Here is a 20,123-nt window from a genome sequence, read left to right on the forward strand (position 1 = left end):
AAAATCAAATTCTTCTTAGATTCAGATGGAGTTTGCTATAAGGAATGCTTTTCTCCCCCTGAATCTTAGAAGAATTTATCCAGGGGTATAGCAGTGCTTATCCCCCCTTTTGAGAAAACTGAGGATTCTAACACTGATAGCCTTGGAACAAATAACGAGTAAGCACATAGTAAATATACTGACTAGTTATTCCTTTGAAAATGTCTTATTATACATTACTATTTTTTTATTTTTTCATCTTTTATCATATTTCCAAGTACTCCATTTATAAATGGAGCAGATCTTTCAGATGAATATTTTTTAGCTAATTCTATAGCTTCATTTATAGACACTTTTTCAGGTATGCCATCTTCGTATAAAAATTCATATGTACAAATTTTTAAAATTGCAGAGTCTACTTTAGATAATCTATTTAATTTCCAATTTCTCAAATACTTTTCAATCTCCATATTTATCACATCTTCATTTTTCTCTATTCCCTTTAACACTCTTATTACATAATCTATATCTATGCTTTTTAAATCTCCAACATTTTCTCCATAAATCTGTGATGTACTATTTGTATGACTCATTTGTTCCATTTCAATATTTTCTTTTAAATTTGATATAATAACATCAGCTTTTTCTTTATTTATAGCCATTTGAAATAATAATTTCATGGTCAATTCTCTAGTCTTTTTTCTATTCATCTTTTCCTCCCGCCTGGATATACACTCTTTTAAAAATAATTATTGTCATTTCAGATATAATTATACTTAAACTAATATACTAGTTCAAGTGTTATATATTTATACATAACTTCAGCATATTTAATACATATATTAAACATAAACACCCTCTTAATATAGAGGGTGTTAGTATTTTACTCTTCCACAATATCATCATTTTCTTCTACCTTAGAAATCATAACATCTTGAACATGTATATTTATAGCTGAAACTTCCAATCCCGTTATAGATTCTACTGCTCTTTTTACATTTCGTTGAACCTTTAAAGCTACATCAGGAATTCTCACTCCATATTCTACTACCACATATAAATCTATAGCTGCATTATTTTCCCCCACACTTACTTTGACACCCTTGGATAAATTCTTTTTACCCGTAAGTATTTGTGTAATTCCTCCTACAAGACTGGCACTCATTCCAACTATTCCATCTATCTCTGTAGTGGCAAGCCCTGCAATTACACCTACAACTTCATCAGATATTTTTACAATACCCATGTTAACTTCATTATTCATATTTTCTTCCATAACTGCACCTCCTAGATTTCACATCATGGAAAGATTAACATTAGATATATTATATCAAATGAGTTTTTCTTTTACAATTAATTTACTTATTATTATTTTTACATATGTTATATCTATTATGTAATTATCTTTACTGCATTTAATCTTAAAACTTTAATTTTCTTTAACTTCAATCTCTACATCCTGTAATTTAGAAATACTCATAACTACATCTTTTATTTCCCGTGTATTTTTATCTGTTAATTTTTCTTTATTCTTAACTATTATTCTAACCTTATCATTTTCTATAGAACATATAGCATCCTCATACCCTTTGCTTTTTAAAGTACTTTCTATCTTCATTTCATAATTTGCATTCATAGCCAAAGCAGTATATTTTTTTTCAGCATCTGCACGATTATCTTGGGATACATTTTGGTCATCTATAAAATTTTTCAAAGTCTGAAGAGTCTCTGCATTTTTTTGATCTCTTGTAAGTCTTGTTTCCTCGAAAAATTGAGACTCACTATCTTTAGATTGTGTGGTATTGGAATCCGTACTCTTACTTTTAGTGCTGTTGGATGATACCGTACTGTTGCTAGTTCCATTATTATCCAGACCATTTACATAATTTATAGGGCTATTGAGTTTTGTAGCAACTACTCCCACACAAACTATTAACGCTAAAAGAGTTACAATTATAACTGCCTGCTTTTTATTCATTTTAATTCCCCCTCTATATAAGGCATATTTAATTTGTTATTTATCATCAGATACCTAACTCTAAAAAATTATATGCTTAAAGGTAGACTTATATACTACTTTTTCATAGGATATACATTTACTTTATCTTCAGATAACCCAAATAAATTAATTATAGCCTTTGATATTCTAAGTTCAGTTATTTTATTCTCAGCTCCTTCAGCTACAACACACACCCCTAAGACTTTTGGATTATACGTTTTTACTATAAGTGGTTCTGATTTACTGCCATCATTTGTAATGACTACCGTACTTCCATTATTTTTTTCAGTAGTATTTCTTGTTCCTCCTTCATTATCCTTCTCTTCTGTGGTATTAGTTGTATCATTTACATTTACTGCTGGCACATGTTCCTCTCCGCTTTCGAAACTAATCATAACCTCTACTCTACCTACCCCTTCTATTTGTTCTAAAGTATTCTTTAAATTTTTTTGTATTGATTCTTCATAATCGCGGGAGCTATTTTCATCTGTGGAGGTGGATTCTTCAGTGGTATCCTCTTTAGTCTCATCTGTGCTATTACTTTTATTACTATTTAAATTACTATATGTATTTTCACTGTAACCACTAAAAAAATTTATAGTTATAATTATGAGCAATCCTATTAAAAATACTATGGCCAAATTCATAATATTTTTTTTATCATTAGAATTTTTTTTATTACCTTTTTTAAGAAGTTCTCTAAGCCATTTTTTAAAATTCAAAATTACCCCTCCTCATCAAGAATTTACATGTATCACATCTTCCGATACATTTAATTCCTTGCTTAAGTAGCTCTTTATCTCATCACATTTCTCATTAAAATTACTTACAGAAGCAGTTTTACCACTCACATCTACTTTTTTCACCTTTCCAACACTACCTTTTTGAGTTTCTACATTCACATTTTTTATATATACGGTATTGTTTTCCTCATCATAGGCAGCCTCTACCGTTACCCCATAATTTCCATCTGGATATTTTTCCTTTAAAATTTTTTCACAGCTTAACTGAAGATTATTTTCAAAGGCTTCTATGGTGTCCGCTTCACTTTTTTCCTTATATTCATTAAAATCTTTTACAGATTTTTCACTGTTAATATCCCTTTCGAAACTCTCTATAGCTTTTGCAGTATAGCTATTCATATCAAAATCTTTATTAAATATCTTTATCAATGGATTGATAAACACTGTAATCAATATAAGCCCCAATACAAATTTACAATATTTTTTCATACTATTATCGGGTAAAAGCATCTCTATGGCAGTAATGAAAAATACAGCTGTACATATGCCTATTAGCCACTGTCTCAGGGATTCAATCATAATATTTCACCCCTTTCATATCATAACTTTTCCAGCTGAAGCTACAATTGATACCATTATAAAGAACATTATAGACACACATATTAAACAAGACATTATAAGTATAAGAGAATCTCCAGCAGAATTTATACAATTCACCAATCTTCCATCACTTATAGGTTCTATAAGGGCTGCTGTCAATTTATACAAAACTATCATAATTATTAATTTGATTATAGGAAATAAAAGCATTGCTATAATTACTATAAGCCCTAAACTACTCAATGCATTTTTTAATAATATGGAATATCCAGCTACGGTAGATATAGCATCTGACAGACTCTTGCCTACTATAGGTACAAAATTGTCTACTGCAAATTTAGCTGTTTTCGCTGTAACTTGATCAATGGTCTTTGAAGTAATTCCCCTTATAGTTATTATCCCTATAAATATAGTCATTATAATCCCTTGGGTCCATAATGCCCCTTGATTTAAAAGCTTGGTTAGTTTGTCTATTTTATATTCGGAAGATAAATTATTTACAAACTGCAATACAAAGGACATGGATATTACAGGAATTATAATATACATAAATAAATTTGCACTTATAGTTATAGCCCCTATTATAATGGGATCCATAACTGTGGCCTCCACAAAACCTCCTACAGAAGCTACTAAAGTTACAAGTACGGGTATCAAAGCTACCATAAAACTTGTCATTTGGTTTATAGCAGATTTAGCTATATCCACACCTATATAAAAACTTTTCGCCATTATTATAATAATAAGTGAATAACAGGCGAAATATGCTATATTAGATAATTGTTCACTGCTAAAAGCTCTTTGTAAATTAGTAAGAAGAGTACATATAATTGATATGATTACTAAAAGCATTAATAATTTTAAAGATGCTTTCACTTCTTTTATTCCATAAGACATTACCGCACTTAAAATTTTTTTAAATGATATACCCCCTTCTCCACTTTTCAAAAAATTTTTTATATAGGTTTTTACATCTATATCATTTAATATCTCATTCTCCGTCTTCATATTTGTCATATATTCATAAAATTGATTTATCTGCTCCTGATCACTTTCATTTTCCTTGTTCTTTGTAGTATCTCCTTGCGTATTTTCCACATTAATTTTACTTTGCGTACTTGTTTCTGCAGTGTTTGTATCAAAAGCTTGTACATTAAAACATATCAATAAAACTATAGCTAATACCAATACACTATTTTTCATAATTAACACCTACATAATCTTTAAAATTGACTGCAATACAGCCATAAGTATAGGAATTGCAAGTACCAAAATTAAAATTTTACCTGCAAATTCAACTTTTGCTCCTAAATTACCCTGTCCCGCATCTCTACATATTTCATTGCAAAAAGAAGCCAAATATGCAATAGCAAGTATTTTAAATACAGTGGTTAAATAAATAAAATTTATATTTGCCTTAGCTGCTAATTGCTGTATAAATTGCAGTATGGCCGTTATCTTTGTTACCATAAACAAAAATATCATAACTCCAGAAACTATGCTTATATAAACTGCTATATCATCTCTTTCATTTTTAAACAGCAATACCATAAATAATGCAACAAATGCAAATGCTACTATTTTAATTATCTCCATAATTTTCTCCTAAAGTTGGAACATAGTTCTAACTGTATTGAATAATTTATTTATCAAGTTTATTACCATCATAAGTACAATTAAAATTCCTGCTAAATTGGTTAGCACTGCATAATCTCCTTTACCACTGGCTTCTAAAACTTTATCTATAAGGACAACAATTATGCCTACCCCCGCTATCTTAAAAATTAAACTTATGTCCATCATTTGATTATCTCCCCTTTTCCTTCCCATTAACAATCCAAGAACTATTAAATTATCTAAATTAAAATTATCACTATTACAGCTCCTAATGAAAAACCTAAACTTCTGCACATTTTTAAATTTTTATTCATTAAAATTTGAGAAGTTTCTATTTGATTTTTTATATTTTCTAGTGTTAGTGAAAACATTTTTTTCTGTCCCTCTATATCTGATTCCCCAAGAGTTCTAGATAGATCTAACAAGGCAGCTATATCTTCTTTTTTTAAATTCAAAGTATCCTCCCTAGCCTTTAAGGTATGGTTAAAAGCTTCATACACACTATCAACACAATTTTTTTCTAGCATATGAGAAATATCTCTAAAAATATCCATAATAGGATTTACACTTTTACAGGCAGTATTGAAAATAGCTTCTGGCAGAGGTGTATGAGTGTATATAATTTCATTTTGAAGCTGATATATACATCTTTGTATTTCTTTTAGCTGTTTCACTCTCTTTTTAAAACTTTCTCCATATATAATGCCTATTCCTGTAGACGCAACCAGTATCATAATACATCCTAAAAATTTCACCATTTCTATGGCCTCCATATTATTGAATCATCTAAAAAATTATATATATATTCTACTGTACCAGAACCCTCTCTATTACTTAATACTATTGCCCTTTTAAATACCTTATTCTCAACTATTTCCTTAAAAACAGGCCTACTGTACAAATCTTCTGTTCCATAACCATGAATAGAAGTAATTAAACTTACCCCTGAGTTCAAAGCAGTTAAAATGCTATCCATATCCTTATAAGTTCCAATTTCATCACAAACTATAACCTCTGGAGACATGCTTCTAATGACCATAATTATACCCTGACTTTTAGGACATCCATCTAATATATCCGTTCTCATACCTACATTTAATTGAGGTATTCCATTAAAACAAGCCCCTATTTCACTTCTTTCATCTATTACACAAACTTTTTTTCCTGTAAGTCCCATATTTTTTATTCCTTGAGAAATATTTCTTGTAATATCTCTTATAAGGGTAGTTTTTCCACATTTAGGTGGAGAAATTATTATAGTATTTATTACCTCATCTTTTTTTAAAATGAACTTCATAATAGAATCAGAACATCCTATAATCTCTCTACATATCCTTATATTTATTGATGCAATATCTTTTATAGTTTTTACCTCATTCTTTTCGATAATACACCTTCCACATATGCCAACTCTATGCCCGCCTCTAATAGTTATATATCCCTGTTTAATTTCTTCTTCAAAAGCATAAATGGAATAATTACTCATTCTTTGAACTATTACCCTTAAATCTTCCAATTTAGGTATATATTGAACTACAATTTCTTTTTTACCCAGTTGTATTATTAAAGGTTTATTTGCCCTTATCCTTATTTCCTGCAAATGAGGAGATTTTATTAAATCCCCTATGGCCCTCTTCAAACTTTCTGGTATAATATTTAAAATTTCTTTAGTATCTATATTTTTCATCTCCTTTCTTTTATATTAATTTTTATTTTTACTTCGCACGAATTATTCCACATAAATAAAAAAATAAAAAATCCTGTTAAGGTCTATAAACCTTAACAGGATTTTTATACTAAAATATACTCTATTCTCCTTCATCTTTTGCGCTATCATCTTTAACGTATATATTGTTATGGCAATTTGGACATGTTAACTCTTTTCTTCTTTCTAATATATCCTTATCTACATACACCATGTCATTACAATTTGGACATTGAATTCCTGTAAAATTTTCTCCTTCATCTTTATAAGCTTCGTAATCATCATCATATAAATTATCTTGTAAATCTGCCAGATCCTTATTCATACAATCTATATAAGTCCTCATATTCTTGTGGTCTTCAGATATGTTTTCTATTTCCTCTGCCATATTTTCAAGAACATCTACAATTTCTATAATAACTTTTCCATCATTAGTATTTTTATCAATTTTTAACCCATCTACTAAACCCTTAAGATAAGATACTTTAGATATAATAGAATGCACGATACCACACCCTTAAATTTATTTTGCCATTAGTATTTCCTAAACTCTTTCCATATATTCTCCACTTCTTGTATCAACTCTTATAGTTTCTCCTTGATTTACAAATATAGGTACTGATACAACTGCTCCTGTTTCAAGGGTAGCTGGCTTTAACACATTGGTAGCAGTATTTCCCTTAACTCCTGGTTCCGTATGGGTTACCTGAAGTTCAACAAAATTTGGAGCTTCCACAGAAAATGCCTCTCCCTTATAAAATTTTATTATAGCAAACATGTTCTCTTTTAAAAATTTTATTGCCTCCTGCACTTTTGCATATTCTAATGGAATTTGCTCAAAAGTTTCTTGATCCATAAAATAATACAACTCACCATCTGAATACAAATATTGCATTTCCTTTCTTTCTATAACTGCTTCTTGTAACTTAGCACTGGGATTAAAAGTAGTATCAGTAACTGATCCCGTTATAACATTCCTAAGTTTTGTTCTTACAAATGCTGCTCCTTTACCTGGTTTTACATGAAGAAAGTCTACTACTGTATACACTTGTCCATCTTGTTCAAAAGTAGTTCCTTTTCTTAAATCTCCTGCTGATATCATTATATCCATGCCGTTATGTAAACTTAGATTATATGAATTTTAAGTTTACTTTCCCCTTCATAATGCATCGATTTCGCAATTAGCTAATTTCGGTCTGGTCTTACACTCCAAGGACATAAATTCGGATGTACATCACCCTACACAATCAACATATAAAATGTTGATACAACGGCTTTAACCCCTTTCTTATTCTTATTCGACCTTTTCAATTTTTATCTGGTTTTATGATCTATTATAATAATATAATATTATATTATATAATTACCCTATACATATTAACTCTTTTGAGGATTTTGATAGAACCTTTCCTCCTTCTTCTGTAACTACTAATAGATCTTCTATTCTAACTCCTCCAAAATCTGGTATATATATTCCTGGTTCATCTGTAACCACCATACCTACTTCTAACTTACCCTTATTCTTAAATGATATGGTAGGTGCTTCATGAATCTGTCTTCCCACTCCATGTCCTAGGCCGTGGCCAAAATACTTTCCATAACCTTCTCTTTCTATATGGCCCCTGGCTATGCTGTCTACATCTGCTGCAGGTGTTCCAGGCTTATATTCCTTTAAAGCCAATTGTTGAGCTTCCAGCACAGCATTGTATATTTTTAACATTTTTTGCGTTGGCTCGCCTATTACAACCGTTCTTGTCATATCAGAACAGTACTCATCAAATATGCATCCAAAGTCTAATGTCAAAAACTCGCCTTTATTTATAATTTTATCTGTTGCTTCCCCATGTGGGAGACTGGATCTTATTCCAGACGCAACTATAGATGGAAAAGACAACTCTTTAGCTCCTAATTTTTTCATATAAAATTCTAACTCTAAACCTATTTCCCTCTCTGTCATACCACACTTTATAAATTTTATTATATGTTCAAAAGCTTTGTCTGAAATTCTGGCTGCATTTTGTATTGATTTTATTTCAAATTCATCTTTTACCGCCCTCAACTTTTCTACAATTCCATCCATAGGAACAAATTCACACTGTAATTTATTAGTGTAAAGTATATATTGGTTGTAGGAAAGTATATTTCCCTCAAATCCTATCCTTCTAATATTTATTTTATTTAATAAATCCTTTAAAAAATCTATAAATGAAATGCCTCTACCATATTCCAATATCTCGTAATCTTTAACCTGCTGCATAGCTTGTTCTGTAAATCTTGAATCAGTTATAAAAAAAGCTTTATCAGAAGTTATAACAGAGAAACTTTCATTTCCTGTGAATCCACTCAAATAATTTCTATTTGCATCACTTATGAGTAAAACCCCATCAATACCCTTTTTATCCATGGCTTTTCTTAATTTATTAATTCTTTTTTTGAACACTTAAATTACCCCCTTTTTCTTTAACAGGGAATAACATTTTTATACATATTAAACCTTTAACTATGGGACTTTTATTACTCCCCTAAAAATTTAAAACTAATATTTGCCAAATTATAAATAATACAACAACCTACATACTACAAATTATATTAAAAATTGCAATAAACAGCTTACAATATACCCTAAACAATGTTATTTTATCAAAAGTAATGATTATTTGCAAATATATTATAAGGATATTTAAATGTATTTATTCAGTAGTATGCCATATAATATATATTACCTGTAAATTAAAAAATATTAATTATTTTTTTTAAATTTAATATCTAGTGCTACTTTTATATTATCTACTTCCCCCTGTTGAATTTTAATACTTGATATACTATAGAAATTATCAATATTTTTAATTTGTGTTAAAATACCCTTCACTTTATTTTTATCTCCTATTATTTCAGCTTGAAGAGACAAATTTTCACTATTAGAATTTGTAAAGTTTAATATATTAAGATTTTCTATATCATTTAATTTGATTAAAACTTCCGAATAACTTATTTTACAGTTCTTTTTTATTTCTTTTTTTTCTAATAATTGAAGCTTATTATTTTGGTATTTTATAAGAGAAACAACCCTATAGTTTTTTACTAAAAGTATAACACTTATAAAAATTAAAAATATTATAATAACTCTATATAAATTATTTGCCTTATTCATCATTAATATTCCACCTTAATTTAAATAAAATTACTTTAAAAGTAAATTTATTTTCCATATTTCATTTTCTTCCTTTTCATTTCCTAAAAAGTTAAAATTTTTTACCATAAATTTACTGGAATTTTCAATGTCTTTAATTAAAGAAAAACACTCTTGTTCCTTCCCCACTATATCAATTTCTATATTCCTATTTTCAATATTTATGCTTTTAAAATTTCTTTCTTTATGTATATAATCATAAAAATCCATAAAACTTTTAATAGTATTATCTCTACTATACTGTGATTTTTGCATGGATGCATAATCCTTCAATTTATTTTCTATACTACTAAGCTTATCTTTATTTATTGAATATATATTGAACAATATAATAGTAAAAATTAAAATTATTAAAATAAAAAATTTGAGATTTTTATTTTTTTTATTTTCTCTATTTTGTATATACCAGTATGGTAAAAAATATAGGTTTTTCATAATTAAAATTACCTCTCTTGAATTCAGACATATTTAAATTTTAGTGTATATTAATAGAACTTATATCTATATATTATCAAATACTAAAATTCCCCAAATCTTTGCAAGTATAGCTTTTACATAGAGTTTCTATTATGTCTTTATATAAAAAATCTACAAATACTATAGTAGAAAATTTAATTTTTGGAACCAGGATGTTTAACTTAAATTTAAACTGTTCCAAAACTCCTAAAAATTCTTCTTTAACAATTATATTTTTAAATACATTATTAAATATAATCTTATCTCCTTCACAAGCCATAAGATATAAAGTATCCTCTTTAATTAAAGTAAATATATAATTTTCCTTTCCTAATTTATTTTTATAAGTTGACCAAACGTAAAATTGAATAGGCATTATTTCTTTAATGTTACCTCCTTTATCATTACATACTTTTGCTATATTCATATTACTCCAATTCATACAGAAAACAATCAATCCTAAACTGTGCTTACCACGCTTAACTATTTCATATGAAAACATTATATTATCTATATTTTTAAATCTACTTTCCAATTCATTTTTTACAACCCTGTAAAGATTTTCACTTTTCATTTTAGGCAAATCCATGTATGTTATATATATCTCTTCCCCATGAACTAATATATACAATTTTTTATTTTTTAAATTAACTTTAATGTCCTGAAGTTTATTTGAAAAAATAATTTTTTTCTTACTTCTACTAAATAAATTTATAAAAAAATTTTTTTTACATATTTCTCTATAAATTATGTTTTTTCTACCTACTTCTAAAAATGCTTTTTGCCACATTTTTTAATCTCCTTCCACAAAGGAATAGTCTACACAACTAAATGCCACATCTTTACCTTTTATTTCATATTCAAAAATTTCCTGTTTGTAAAAATCCCCATTAATTATATATTTAATAATGAAGCAATCTATATTTCCATCATAATAAATATAGGATTCCTCAAAATATATTTTAAAATTATCTAAAGAATTCATATATTCTTTCACATTTGTTGTTTCACATAATATGGTGTCACATATATACTGATTTAATTCAGTTAGAAGATATTCCTTATATTTTTCAGCTGCATTAACTTTAAAAATTTGTTTATATCTCTCTACTCCATTAGATCTAATATACATCTCCATACTATAACATCCAAGTGAAATAAGAATACAAATACATCCTACAAACAGCACATATACTAATATGAATCCTTTCTTAACTTTTCCCTTTCTATTGCAAAACATCTCCTATAAAGATCACCTCTTTTCATCTTTATAGATATATAAAATATTTTTTCACGTCTTTCTAACTTAAAATCTTTTATATCCTTTAATATGTTATTTACATTAGATGAGTTAATGGCTCCATAAGAAATTACAATCGCAGTGCCTTTATTTTGTCTTATATAATCATACCCTTTATTATCATATCTTCTTAAAATTATCATATTGTCTTTTATATCTACATATTTTGCATTTTTCATTTCATTTTCAATTATAATAAATGCCTCATTTACATAAAAATTTTCCCTACTATAATTCATTTCTTCTCTATGTAATTTCATATATTTTGATATTGCAATTATTGGTAGATTAATTAATATGCCTGTTAATGATATAACTATAACCATTTCTATAATTGTAAAACCCTTTTTAATCTTTGTTTTATTTTTTGTAGTTTCCTTTATAGAACTCACACTCCTGAACTTTTATACTGCCATACATATTCTCATAAAATTGCAAATTTACCTTTAAAACTTCTTTTCCAGATACATCCAAAACAATGTAAGGCTCTTTTCCGGGTATCACATCTGAGAACAAATCAACTAAATTGTCATCCTTGATACTCTCAAAATTTAAATCATTACAGTTTATATATTTTTTATTCATATTATTTAAATATAGAATTTCATCATAACTACAATTGTAAATAATATTATTTTTAACATATTCCATAATTAAAATAGAATTATATAAATCTTTATTATACTTTTTTACTTTAAAAGAATTTAATTGTATAGAAATAGCTGTCATGAACAATATTGAAAAAACTGTTATACTGCATAACACTTCAATTAAAGTAAATCCTTTTTTTACTAATATTCTATCTTTTTTTAGAACATTCCCTTTAATAACTTTACCTATAATATAATTTAATATTTGAATTCCACGTAAGCTGTTCCAACACACATGGTAAGACAATGCAATTCTCCTTTTCTATCTTTAAATTTTATACTGCAGGCATCTGCGGTGATACCCCTACTATCTATTTTTATTTTATTGTCATCACTTACCTGATTTAAAGTAAACCCTTCTGGTAATTCCATTTTAGATATTTCCGTCAAACCACTATTAAAAGTTATATTTCCGTCTCTCACATTAAAATAAATGTATCCACCTTGTTTGCCTTTATCCCTACAATAAAGCTTAGAATTATTTATAAAATTTACAATCCTATTACCAGTTAAATCAACATCTATTTTATTTTTTATACTACTAAAAGCCCCCATATTAATTAAACTAAAACTTAAAAGCATGGAAAATAAACCTATTACTAAAATCAATTCTATAAGGGTAAATCCTTTTGACTTAATCTCAAGCATCATAAGTTATCTCCTTGGTACAAATTTCATCTACTTAGGATATATTTGCTTTTCTCCATCCTTCACTATACAGGAATTTTCTTCTGCATTTATTTCTAATGTATATGTATTTTTATCACTTTCATAATTTATTGTTATAAACTGAGTATCACTTAAATTCTCTTCAACCTGTAGGTTTTCTGCAGAAGTAAGTTCCGATATATAATTTTTAACATCTTCTCCATTGAAATTTCCCTCATTATCTCCATAACTAGCCATAGCAGCTGTGTGAATCTGTTTAGCTGTATTTATTGCTTTAGTAGTCTTTACCTTATTTTGGTATGATGAAAATTTAGGAATCAAAAACCCTAAAAGAATTAAGATTATTGCCACCACCAACATAAGTTCTATAAGGGTAAATCCTCTTTTTTTCTGATTCTTAAATATATTTGTTCTTCTCATATTTCACCTCTTCTCCCTTTCAACGATAAATATGTATTACAAAGTAGCATCCATTATACTAAAAATCGGCATAAGAGCCGCCATAACAAATATTCCTACAAATAAAGATAAAAATATTATTATAACAGGTTCTATAACCTTAGTTAATTTTTTAAAACACCTATTTATATCGTTTTCAAACAACTCTTCAAGCTTACAAAATATTTCTTCCATTTCACCTGTTGTCTCACCTGTTTTAATGAGAGATAAAAATATTCTGTCATTTATCTGCAATCTACTTAAAGCATTATATATACCTTCTCCCTGCTCCATACATATTACACAATTTTCTACTTTTTTAGCTAAAATTCTACTTTCTAATAATTCTCCTGTAATTCTCAAAGCTTTAACTATATTTATTCCTGATTTCATAAGTATGGACATGGAAGAACATATTTTAAAAATAATTAAACTCATGTATATTTTCCCTAAATAAGGAGCTTTTATTTTAATATTTTCTAAAATTTTTTTTACTCTGTCATTTTTATTAAGCTTATATAATAAAACCACTATTAAAATGGATGCCATACATATTTTTACATAATGATGTCTTAAAAATTCACAACTATATATGACTATTTTAGTTAAAAGAGGTACTTCACCCCCTCCAGCCACTATAATATCCACAAATTGGGGTATTATTTTAGTCATTAAAAATATCATTATAATCATACTCGTTATTAAAATTAACAGAGGATATGCAAGGGCACTCTTTACAGCAGACATTATATTATATTGTTTTTCATAATATAATGACAGTTTTTTTAATATTTCCTCTAATCTCCCTGATTCTTCTCCAATTTTAATCATCTCAATCATAAATTGTGGAAATATATTCTTAACTTTCTTCATACTTTCATGTACACTGTTTCCCTTTATAACATCTTCTTTCACAGCCTTTAAAGCCAATTTAAGCCTGCTTTTACTATGTTGAATTTCTAAAATTTCAAATGCCTTAAATAAAGGTATCCCTGTATTTAGCATAAGACTTAATTGACTGCATAAAATGCTTATATCCAATATGTTGGTTCTTTTTAATAAAAATTCTCTATATTTTTTCACAAAAGCTTGCTTATATATAAAGTAATCTTTTTCTCTTAAATCATACTTTAATTTGTTAAAATTATATTCTTCACAATATCCGTTGATTTTTTTCCCATTTTTGTTAAGTGCCCAATATTTTATTATATTTTATCACCTACTTTCACTAAAAACTTATCCTCAGAAATTCTTCATAGGTGGTAATCCCTGATCTAATAAGTTGTATACAATTCTGTCTAAGTGAAACTATATTTGATTTTCTAACCTTCTCTTCAATATTAGAAATATTACTTTTTAAACATCCTTTTTCAATATCACTACTATGAACTATTTCATAGATCACCGTTCTTCCCTTATATCCCACATAATTGCATTTTATGCACCCTTCTCCCCTATACAATACATCAGTAGAAAGTAAATTCAATTCTTTAACTTCTCTAGATGAAGGCACATATTTAGTCTTACAATGGGGACATATTTTTCTAACTAATCTCTGGGATATTATTCCTATTAATGCATCTTCAATAAAATATCCCGCTATTCCCATATCCTTGAGTCTTACTATGGATTCAAAGGCATCATTTGTATGAAGTGTGCTCATAACTAAATGCCCTGTTACTGCCGCCCTTATAGCTATATGTGCTGTTTCTTCATCTCGTATCTCTCCAAGCATTATTATATCTGGATCCTGCCTCAATATACTTCTAAGTCCCTGTGCAAAATCCAGTCCTATTTTACTGTTTACATTTACCTGATTTACATTGTCTACAGTATATTCCACAGGATCTTCTATGCTGACTATATTCTTTTCATATTTATTTATAGTATTTAGTATAGAATATAAAGTTGTAGATTTTCCAGAACCAGTAGGACCTACAGCTAAAATAAGTCCATGGCTTTTAGAAATCATATTTCTTATTTTTTTTTCATCTTCTTTTAAGAAACCCAGAGTATCCAAATGCTTTATACTTTCATCTTTATATAAGATTCTTATAACTATTTTTTCTCCATATATAGTAGGAAGTGTAGAAACTCTTAAATCATAGTTTAGTTTTTGTTTAACATACTTTATCTTGCCATCCTGAGGCATTCTCTTTTCTGCGATATTCATATCTGCCATTATTTTTATTCTGGCACATAAAAGTGGGTATACATTTAGAGGAATTTTTATATACTCTCCTATTATTCCATCTATTCTCATCCTTATAGTTACACTGCTTTGAAAGGGTTCTATATGCAGGTCACTGGCCCTTTCATCTATGGCTTTATCTATTATGTAATTAATGGCCTTTACCACTGGAGAATTTTGAAATTTATTTCTGTAAGATGTGAAGTTTACTGTCAATTCTGAAATGTTTTTATTGAACTTTATGTCTTTTAAGGCATGATCTAAATTTTGTCTACAATAATAAGTATTTATTAACTGATATATTTTCTTTTGATTTGATCTAAAAAATGATAATTCACTGCCCAATATAAATTTTAACTGTTCTATCAATGGAAAATTCAATTTCTTGCCTATGACTATCACAAATTTTTCATTAATTTTTTTTAAAGCTATCAAGCAATTATCTCTGGCTATCTCTTCTGGTATTTTTTTAACTATTTCTGTGTCTAAAACAATGTCTTCAATATTTATATATTCTAATTCCACAGAAAACATTATACCTCTCACTTTCTATTAATTTAATATGCCTAAAATTATATCCAGTATGTAACTTTTTAAACATTCATTTTAAAATTAAGTAATTCAGAGGTTCAGTTAGAGTTTGCTTATGAAAAATACTTATTTCCACTTTGAAGAAGATGGGAGTATTAGCTAATTGCCTCATGCGGATAAAAATAATAAAAAGTACAGTAAACAAATTTTTACAGTACTTTTTATTATTAGTTAAAGCTTATTTTACTCTTATTCCCATAGATATTATAATTTCCTTCATGATCCGATATAATATTTATGGATTTTTCATATATATTATACATGAATATCTCTTCACTGCTTTCTTCATTTTGAAAACCTATAAAATACACATTACCTTCTTCATCTCTAGACATTTCTGAAGAAGTTTTAATATTTTTTGGAAAATCATATGTAATTCTTTTTAATTCATTATTATTGGGTGTAAATTTATAAAGTGCAGTATCCTTTTCCCCCATGCTGGCAAAAAAGAATATAGTCCCATTTCCTTCATCTGACAAGGATTTATATATTTCTCTAAAATTATCACTTAAAAGTTTGAATTCCTTACTTTTATCTTCATAATAGTATAAATATAAACCCTCTCCTACTCTTGACAGAAATAACAAATTATTTCCTAAAGAGGTGAAATAAATACAATATCCTTTAGTATCTTCTAAATAAACTTCTTCCTTAGAGGTATTGAAATCATACATGTATATCTTATCAGAATTTTTTTTATTCTCTACACTGCCGTAATAAATTATTCTGTGATCATCAAGCCATGTATATAGATTACCTGAAACTAATACCTCAGAGTTAAGTTTCAAATATTTTTTACTTTTTAAATCATATATTTTCATTCCCTGCGCACTATCTGGGGAATTACTTTTAAAGGTTCTATAGGCAATTTTATCTCCAGAAGAGTTTAATTTTATATCCATAGCAGAAAAAAAATCCTTAATTTCACTTTTTATTCCCTTATCTATTATTACTATTTTATTATTACTAGATTGTCCTCTCTTATCCATATTAACTAAATACACATAAACAGATTTTTCTTTATCATATACTATCTGTGTTACATCATCAATTGTTCCATTCTCATATAATTGATAATTATCAACATTGTACACCTTTTTTTTATTTTCATTGCTTTCAATTATAATGGTATTAGAATAATTAGATATTTCTACTTTCTCAATTTTATCTTCATTTTTATTGCCACATCCGGTTAAAGTAACATTCATAACAAGCAGTACCATAAAAAGTATGATTTTTTTTAAATATTGCATTAAATATCATATTCCCCTTTAAAACAAACTACTGCCGCCCCTGTCATGAATACATTATTATTCTTTTTTATTTCTATTAAAAGTATTCCTCCTGGAACTGTAACTTTAACTTTTTCTTCTGTAAGTCCTATTTTATGTGCAGCTACAACACATGCACAACTTCCTGTGCCACAAGCTAAAGTAGGTCCAGCACCTCTCTCCCAAGTTTTTACTTTCACCTCTTTCTTGTTTACAATTTCACAAAAATTAACATTGGTTCCCTGAGTAAATATAGGGTACTTTTCAATGTATTTTCCCTCAGCTACATCATAATCTTTAAGCTTACCAAATATAACTGTATGAGGAACTCCCATAAATAAAGTAGTTATAATATACCTTTTACCTTTAATTTCTACTTCTTTTTCTATAACTTCTTCTTTAAATTCAACAGGTACTTTTTCTGGAACAAAAGAAGGTATTCCCATATCAATGGTAACTTCTTCTACTTTCCCATTTTTTATAGTTAAAAAAGCCTCTTTTATTCCATCTCCTGTTTCAATTTTTAAAGCCGTATCCTTTACTAAATTCTCCTCCCATACATATTTTGCAAAACATCTTATCCCATTTCCACACATAGAGGCATAAGAACCATCTGAATTTATTATTACCATTTTAATAGGCGCAATATTACTATTTCTTACTATTAATATTCCATCTGCCCCTATACTAAAATGTCTATTACAAAGCCTTAAACCAAGCTCTTCTTCTTTTCCTAAAAATCTATTTTCTCTATCGTCAATGACTATAAAGTCATTTCCTGTTCCATGCATTTTAGTAAATTTCATTCTAAGATTTCACCCTCCTATAAAAATACACTAAATATTTCAAATTAAGTTTACTACTGTATTAACCTTTTATCAACAATAATTTTGTAACTTTATTTTAAAAATTTAAAATGATATAATCAATTAGATATACAACTATATGAGAGGATGAACAATATGGCCTTAGATGGTATTTTTATACATAGCATTTTACAAGAATTAAAATTAAAGTTACTAGGAGGAAAGGTTGAAAAGGTCAATCAACCTGAAAAAGATGAAATAACATTAACTGTTAGAAATGAAAAAACAGTCCATAAATTATTGATAAGTTCCAGTTCAATATATCCTAAAATACACCTTACATATAAAAATAAAAAAAATCCAATGCAGCCTCCTATGTTTTGTATGATTTTAAGAAAATATTTGAATTCATCAAAATTAATTAACATATCTCAATTGGATACAGATAGGGTAATATTCCTAGACTTTCAAAGTTTGAATGAATTAGGTTTTGACAACATATATACTTTAGTTGTAGAAATAATGGGAAAACACAGTAATATAACTTTAATTCGTAAAAAAGACACTATGATTATGGATAGTATAAAACATATAACACCTGAAATTAATTCTATCAGATCCTTATTTCCTGGAATTAAATATATTTTTCCACCTATTTCTAATAAATTAAATCCTTTTTGCTGTAAAAGAGAAGAATTCAAACATGTAGTGCAAAACATGAAATTCCTGGATAATAAATCTTTTTCTAAAATATTTACAGGTGTAAGTACTTCTTTTTCGAAAGAATTATATCATATGCTATCTGAATTAAAATTATCTCAACTAGATATTTTTAAAGAATCAACTATAACTGTCTTACATAGCTTCTGCAACAAAATCTTTTCTCAGTTTAAAAATAATGAGTTTTATTTTGTCTATTATACTAAAGATGGAAAAATGAAAGACTTCTACTGTAGTAAATTAACTTATCTAAATGATTATGAAGAAGTACATTATTCCACTCCATCTAAGCTTATAGATGATTTTTATTACGAAAAAGATATGGCAGACAGATTAAATAGCAAAAGTTCTGATATGCAAAAGTTGATAAATATAAACTTAGAGCGCTGCAATAAAAAAATTAAAATTTTAATAGAAAATTTAAAAGATTGTAAAAATAAAGATATATACAGAATACATGGAGAATTACTTACCTCAAATATTTACAATATACATAAGGGAGACTCTCATATAAAAGTTCAAAATTATTACAGTGATACACTAGAATATATGAGCATAAAATTAGATATAAACAAGACACCTTCTGAAAATATTCAAAGCTATTTTAAAAAATATAATAAATTAAAGAAAACAGAAAAAGCAGCTGAAGAACAATTAAAAATAGCTAAAGAAGAAATTGAATACCTAAATTCTGTATTTATAAATATAAAAAATTCTGACAGTTATGATCATATTGAAGAAATAAAAAGAGAACTTATGGAAACAGGATATATTAAATTTAAAAAATCAACAAATAAGAAAAAAACTAAAGCTTTCAAACCTGCAAAGTTTATATCAAGTGACGGTATAGAAATATACGTAGGTAAAAACAACCTACAAAATGACTACCTTACTTTAAAATTTGCAGACAAAAGAGACTTATGGTTTCATACAAAAAATACTGCGGGTTCCCATGTAATAGTAAAAAATTTTGGTAAAGTTCCAGACAAAACTCTGGAAGAGGCTGCCAGTCTTGCTGCCTATTATAGCAAGGCCCGAAATTCTTCAAAAGTAGCTGTAGATTATACGGAGGTTAGAAATACGCATAGGCCAAATGGAGCTAAACCTGGAATGGTAATATATTACTCCAATAAAACTATATATATAACCCCTGAGAAACCTTCTATTGAGCAAATAGACTAAAATTCAAAAATTCATG

The 20,123-nt window shown here is 27.6% G+C and carries 26 protein-coding genes; 1 reads left to right on the forward strand and 25 read right to left on the reverse strand.

Features of this window, described 5'->3' with window-relative positions; genetic code table 11:
• Nucleotides 1-218: 218 nt before the first annotated feature.
• The 25 genes from nusB to dapF all read right to left on the reverse strand — a co-directional run bounded on the left by nusB (nt 219) and on the right by dapF (nt 18,205).
• Nucleotides 219-689: a transcription antitermination factor NusB gene (gene nusB, locus AB3K27_RS12895; RefSeq protein WP_368487829.1), complete on the reverse strand. Its 471-nt coding sequence runs from the start codon at nt 687-689 to the stop codon at nt 219-221.
• 173 nt (nt 690-862) lie between these two features.
• Nucleotides 863-1,255: an Asp23/Gls24 family envelope stress response protein gene (locus tag AB3K27_RS12900; RefSeq protein WP_368487830.1), complete on the reverse strand. Its 393-nt coding sequence runs from the start codon at nt 1,253-1,255 to the stop codon at nt 863-865.
• Nucleotides 1,256-1,408: 153 nt separating this feature from the next.
• Nucleotides 1,409-1,957 (reverse strand): SpoIIIAH-like family protein, encoded by a 549-nt coding sequence (locus tag AB3K27_RS12905; RefSeq protein WP_368487831.1) that lies wholly within the window; start codon nt 1,955-1,957, stop codon nt 1,409-1,411.
• A 95-nt stretch (nt 1,958-2,052) separates the two neighbouring features.
• Nucleotides 2,053-2,700 (reverse strand): stage III sporulation protein AG, encoded by a 648-nt coding sequence (gene spoIIIAG, locus AB3K27_RS12910; RefSeq protein ID WP_368487832.1) that lies wholly within the window; start codon nt 2,698-2,700, stop codon nt 2,053-2,055.
• Between the two features lie 15 nt (nt 2,701-2,715).
• Nucleotides 2,716-3,300 (reverse strand): stage III sporulation protein AF, encoded by a 585-nt coding sequence (gene spoIIIAF, locus AB3K27_RS12915; RefSeq protein ID WP_368487833.1) that lies wholly within the window; start codon nt 3,298-3,300, stop codon nt 2,716-2,718.
• Between the two features lie 15 nt (nt 3,301-3,315).
• A complete protein-coding gene (spoIIIAE, locus tag AB3K27_RS12920) occupies nt 3,316-4,524 on the reverse strand; it encodes a stage III sporulation protein AE (protein WP_368487834.1) in 1,209 nt (402 codons plus the stop codon).
• Nucleotides 4,525-4,533: 9 nt separating this feature from the next.
• Complete coding sequence (gene spoIIIAD / locus AB3K27_RS12925; protein WP_368487835.1) at nt 4,534-4,917, reverse strand: stage III sporulation protein AD; 384 nt, start codon at nt 4,915-4,917, stop codon at nt 4,534-4,536.
• Nucleotides 4,918-4,926: 9 nt separating this feature from the next.
• A complete protein-coding gene (spoIIIAC, locus tag AB3K27_RS12930) occupies nt 4,927-5,124 on the reverse strand; it encodes a stage III sporulation protein AC (protein WP_368487836.1) in 198 nt (65 codons plus the stop codon).
• Nucleotides 5,125-5,177: 53 nt separating this feature from the next.
• Nucleotides 5,178-5,696: a stage III sporulation protein SpoIIIAB gene (gene spoIIIAB, locus AB3K27_RS12935; RefSeq protein ID WP_368487837.1), complete on the reverse strand. Its 519-nt coding sequence runs from the start codon at nt 5,694-5,696 to the stop codon at nt 5,178-5,180.
• A gap of 2 nt (nt 5,697-5,698) precedes the next feature.
• Nucleotides 5,699-6,625 (reverse strand): stage III sporulation protein AA, encoded by a 927-nt coding sequence (gene spoIIIAA / locus AB3K27_RS12940; RefSeq protein ID WP_368487838.1) that lies wholly within the window; start codon nt 6,623-6,625, stop codon nt 5,699-5,701.
• Nucleotides 6,626-6,746: 121 nt separating this feature from the next.
• A complete protein-coding gene (locus tag AB3K27_RS12945; protein ID WP_368487839.1) occupies nt 6,747-7,148 on the reverse strand; it encodes a CD1247 N-terminal domain-containing protein in 402 nt (133 codons plus the stop codon).
• A 39-nt stretch (nt 7,149-7,187) separates the two neighbouring features.
• Nucleotides 7,188-7,745, reverse strand: a complete 558-nt coding sequence (gene efp / locus AB3K27_RS12950) for an elongation factor P (RefSeq protein WP_012101597.1) — start codon at nt 7,743-7,745, stop codon at nt 7,188-7,190.
• Nucleotides 7,746-8,006: 261 nt separating this feature from the next.
• Nucleotides 8,007-9,083, reverse strand: a complete 1,077-nt coding sequence (locus AB3K27_RS12955; RefSeq protein ID WP_368487840.1) for a M24 family metallopeptidase — start codon at nt 9,081-9,083, stop codon at nt 8,007-8,009.
• 300 nt (nt 9,084-9,383) lie between these two features.
• Nucleotides 9,384-9,797, reverse strand: a complete 414-nt coding sequence (locus AB3K27_RS12960; RefSeq protein ID WP_368487841.1) for a hypothetical protein — start codon at nt 9,795-9,797, stop codon at nt 9,384-9,386.
• A 27-nt stretch (nt 9,798-9,824) separates the two neighbouring features.
• The gene (locus AB3K27_RS12965) at nt 9,825-10,268 is read right to left on the reverse strand and encodes a hypothetical protein (RefSeq protein ID WP_368487842.1); all 444 of its coding nucleotides are present in this window, start codon (nt 10,266-10,268) and stop codon (nt 9,825-9,827) included.
• Nucleotides 10,269-10,344: 76 nt separating this feature from the next.
• Entirely contained in the window at nt 10,345-11,079 is a 735-nt protein-coding gene (locus tag AB3K27_RS12970) for a hypothetical protein (protein ID WP_368487843.1), read from the reverse strand.
• A gap of 3 nt (nt 11,080-11,082) precedes the next feature.
• On the reverse strand, nt 11,083-11,529 hold the full coding sequence (locus AB3K27_RS12975) for a hypothetical protein (RefSeq protein ID WP_368487844.1): 447 nt from the start codon (nt 11,527-11,529) through the stop codon (nt 11,083-11,085).
• The gene (locus tag AB3K27_RS12980; RefSeq protein WP_368487845.1) at nt 11,484-11,981 is read right to left on the reverse strand and encodes a competence type IV pilus minor pilin ComGF; all 498 of its coding nucleotides are present in this window, start codon (nt 11,979-11,981) and stop codon (nt 11,484-11,486) included. Before AB3K27_RS12980 ends, AB3K27_RS12975 begins: the two co-directional genes overlap by 46 nt.
• Nucleotides 11,950-12,486: a prepilin-type N-terminal cleavage/methylation domain-containing protein gene (locus AB3K27_RS12985; protein WP_368487846.1), complete on the reverse strand. Its 537-nt coding sequence runs from the start codon at nt 12,484-12,486 to the stop codon at nt 11,950-11,952. The genes AB3K27_RS12980 and AB3K27_RS12985 overlap by 32 nt, the downstream gene beginning before the upstream one ends.
• On the reverse strand, nt 12,438-12,890 hold the full coding sequence (locus AB3K27_RS12990; RefSeq protein ID WP_368487847.1) for a type II secretion system protein: 453 nt from the start codon (nt 12,888-12,890) through the stop codon (nt 12,438-12,440). Before AB3K27_RS12990 ends, AB3K27_RS12985 begins: the two co-directional genes overlap by 49 nt.
• A gap of 27 nt (nt 12,891-12,917) precedes the next feature.
• Nucleotides 12,918-13,328, reverse strand: a complete 411-nt coding sequence (locus AB3K27_RS12995) for a type II secretion system protein (RefSeq protein WP_368487848.1) — start codon at nt 13,326-13,328, stop codon at nt 12,918-12,920.
• Nucleotides 13,329-13,364: 36 nt separating this feature from the next.
• On the reverse strand, nt 13,365-14,429 hold the full coding sequence (locus AB3K27_RS13000) for a type II secretion system F family protein (RefSeq protein ID WP_368487849.1): 1,065 nt from the start codon (nt 14,427-14,429) through the stop codon (nt 13,365-13,367).
• Between the two features lie 145 nt (nt 14,430-14,574).
• Nucleotides 14,575-16,071 carry a GspE/PulE family protein gene (locus AB3K27_RS13005; RefSeq protein WP_368487850.1) on the reverse strand — a complete coding sequence of 499 codons (1,497 nt, stop codon included), beginning with the start codon at nt 16,069-16,071 and terminating at the stop codon, nt 14,575-14,577.
• A 224-nt stretch (nt 16,072-16,295) separates the two neighbouring features.
• Complete coding sequence (locus AB3K27_RS13010; RefSeq protein ID WP_368487851.1) at nt 16,296-17,381, reverse strand: hypothetical protein; 1,086 nt, start codon at nt 17,379-17,381, stop codon at nt 16,296-16,298.
• The gene (gene dapF, locus AB3K27_RS13015; protein ID WP_368487852.1) at nt 17,381-18,205 is read right to left on the reverse strand and encodes a diaminopimelate epimerase; all 825 of its coding nucleotides are present in this window, start codon (nt 18,203-18,205) and stop codon (nt 17,381-17,383) included. Before dapF ends, AB3K27_RS13010 begins: the two co-directional genes overlap by 1 nt.
• Nucleotides 18,206-18,361: 156 nt before the next feature.
• Here dapF and AB3K27_RS13020 point away from each other — a divergent pair, with 156 nt between their 5' ends.
• Nucleotides 18,362-20,107 (forward strand): NFACT family protein, encoded by a 1,746-nt coding sequence (locus AB3K27_RS13020; RefSeq protein WP_368487853.1) that lies wholly within the window; start codon nt 18,362-18,364, stop codon nt 20,105-20,107.
• The last annotated feature ends 16 nt before the right edge of the window (nt 20,108-20,123 follow it).

The organism is Clostridium sp. BJN0013, assembly GCF_040939125.1.
Lineage (GTDB): Bacteria > Bacillota > Clostridia > Clostridiales > Clostridiaceae > Clostridium_B.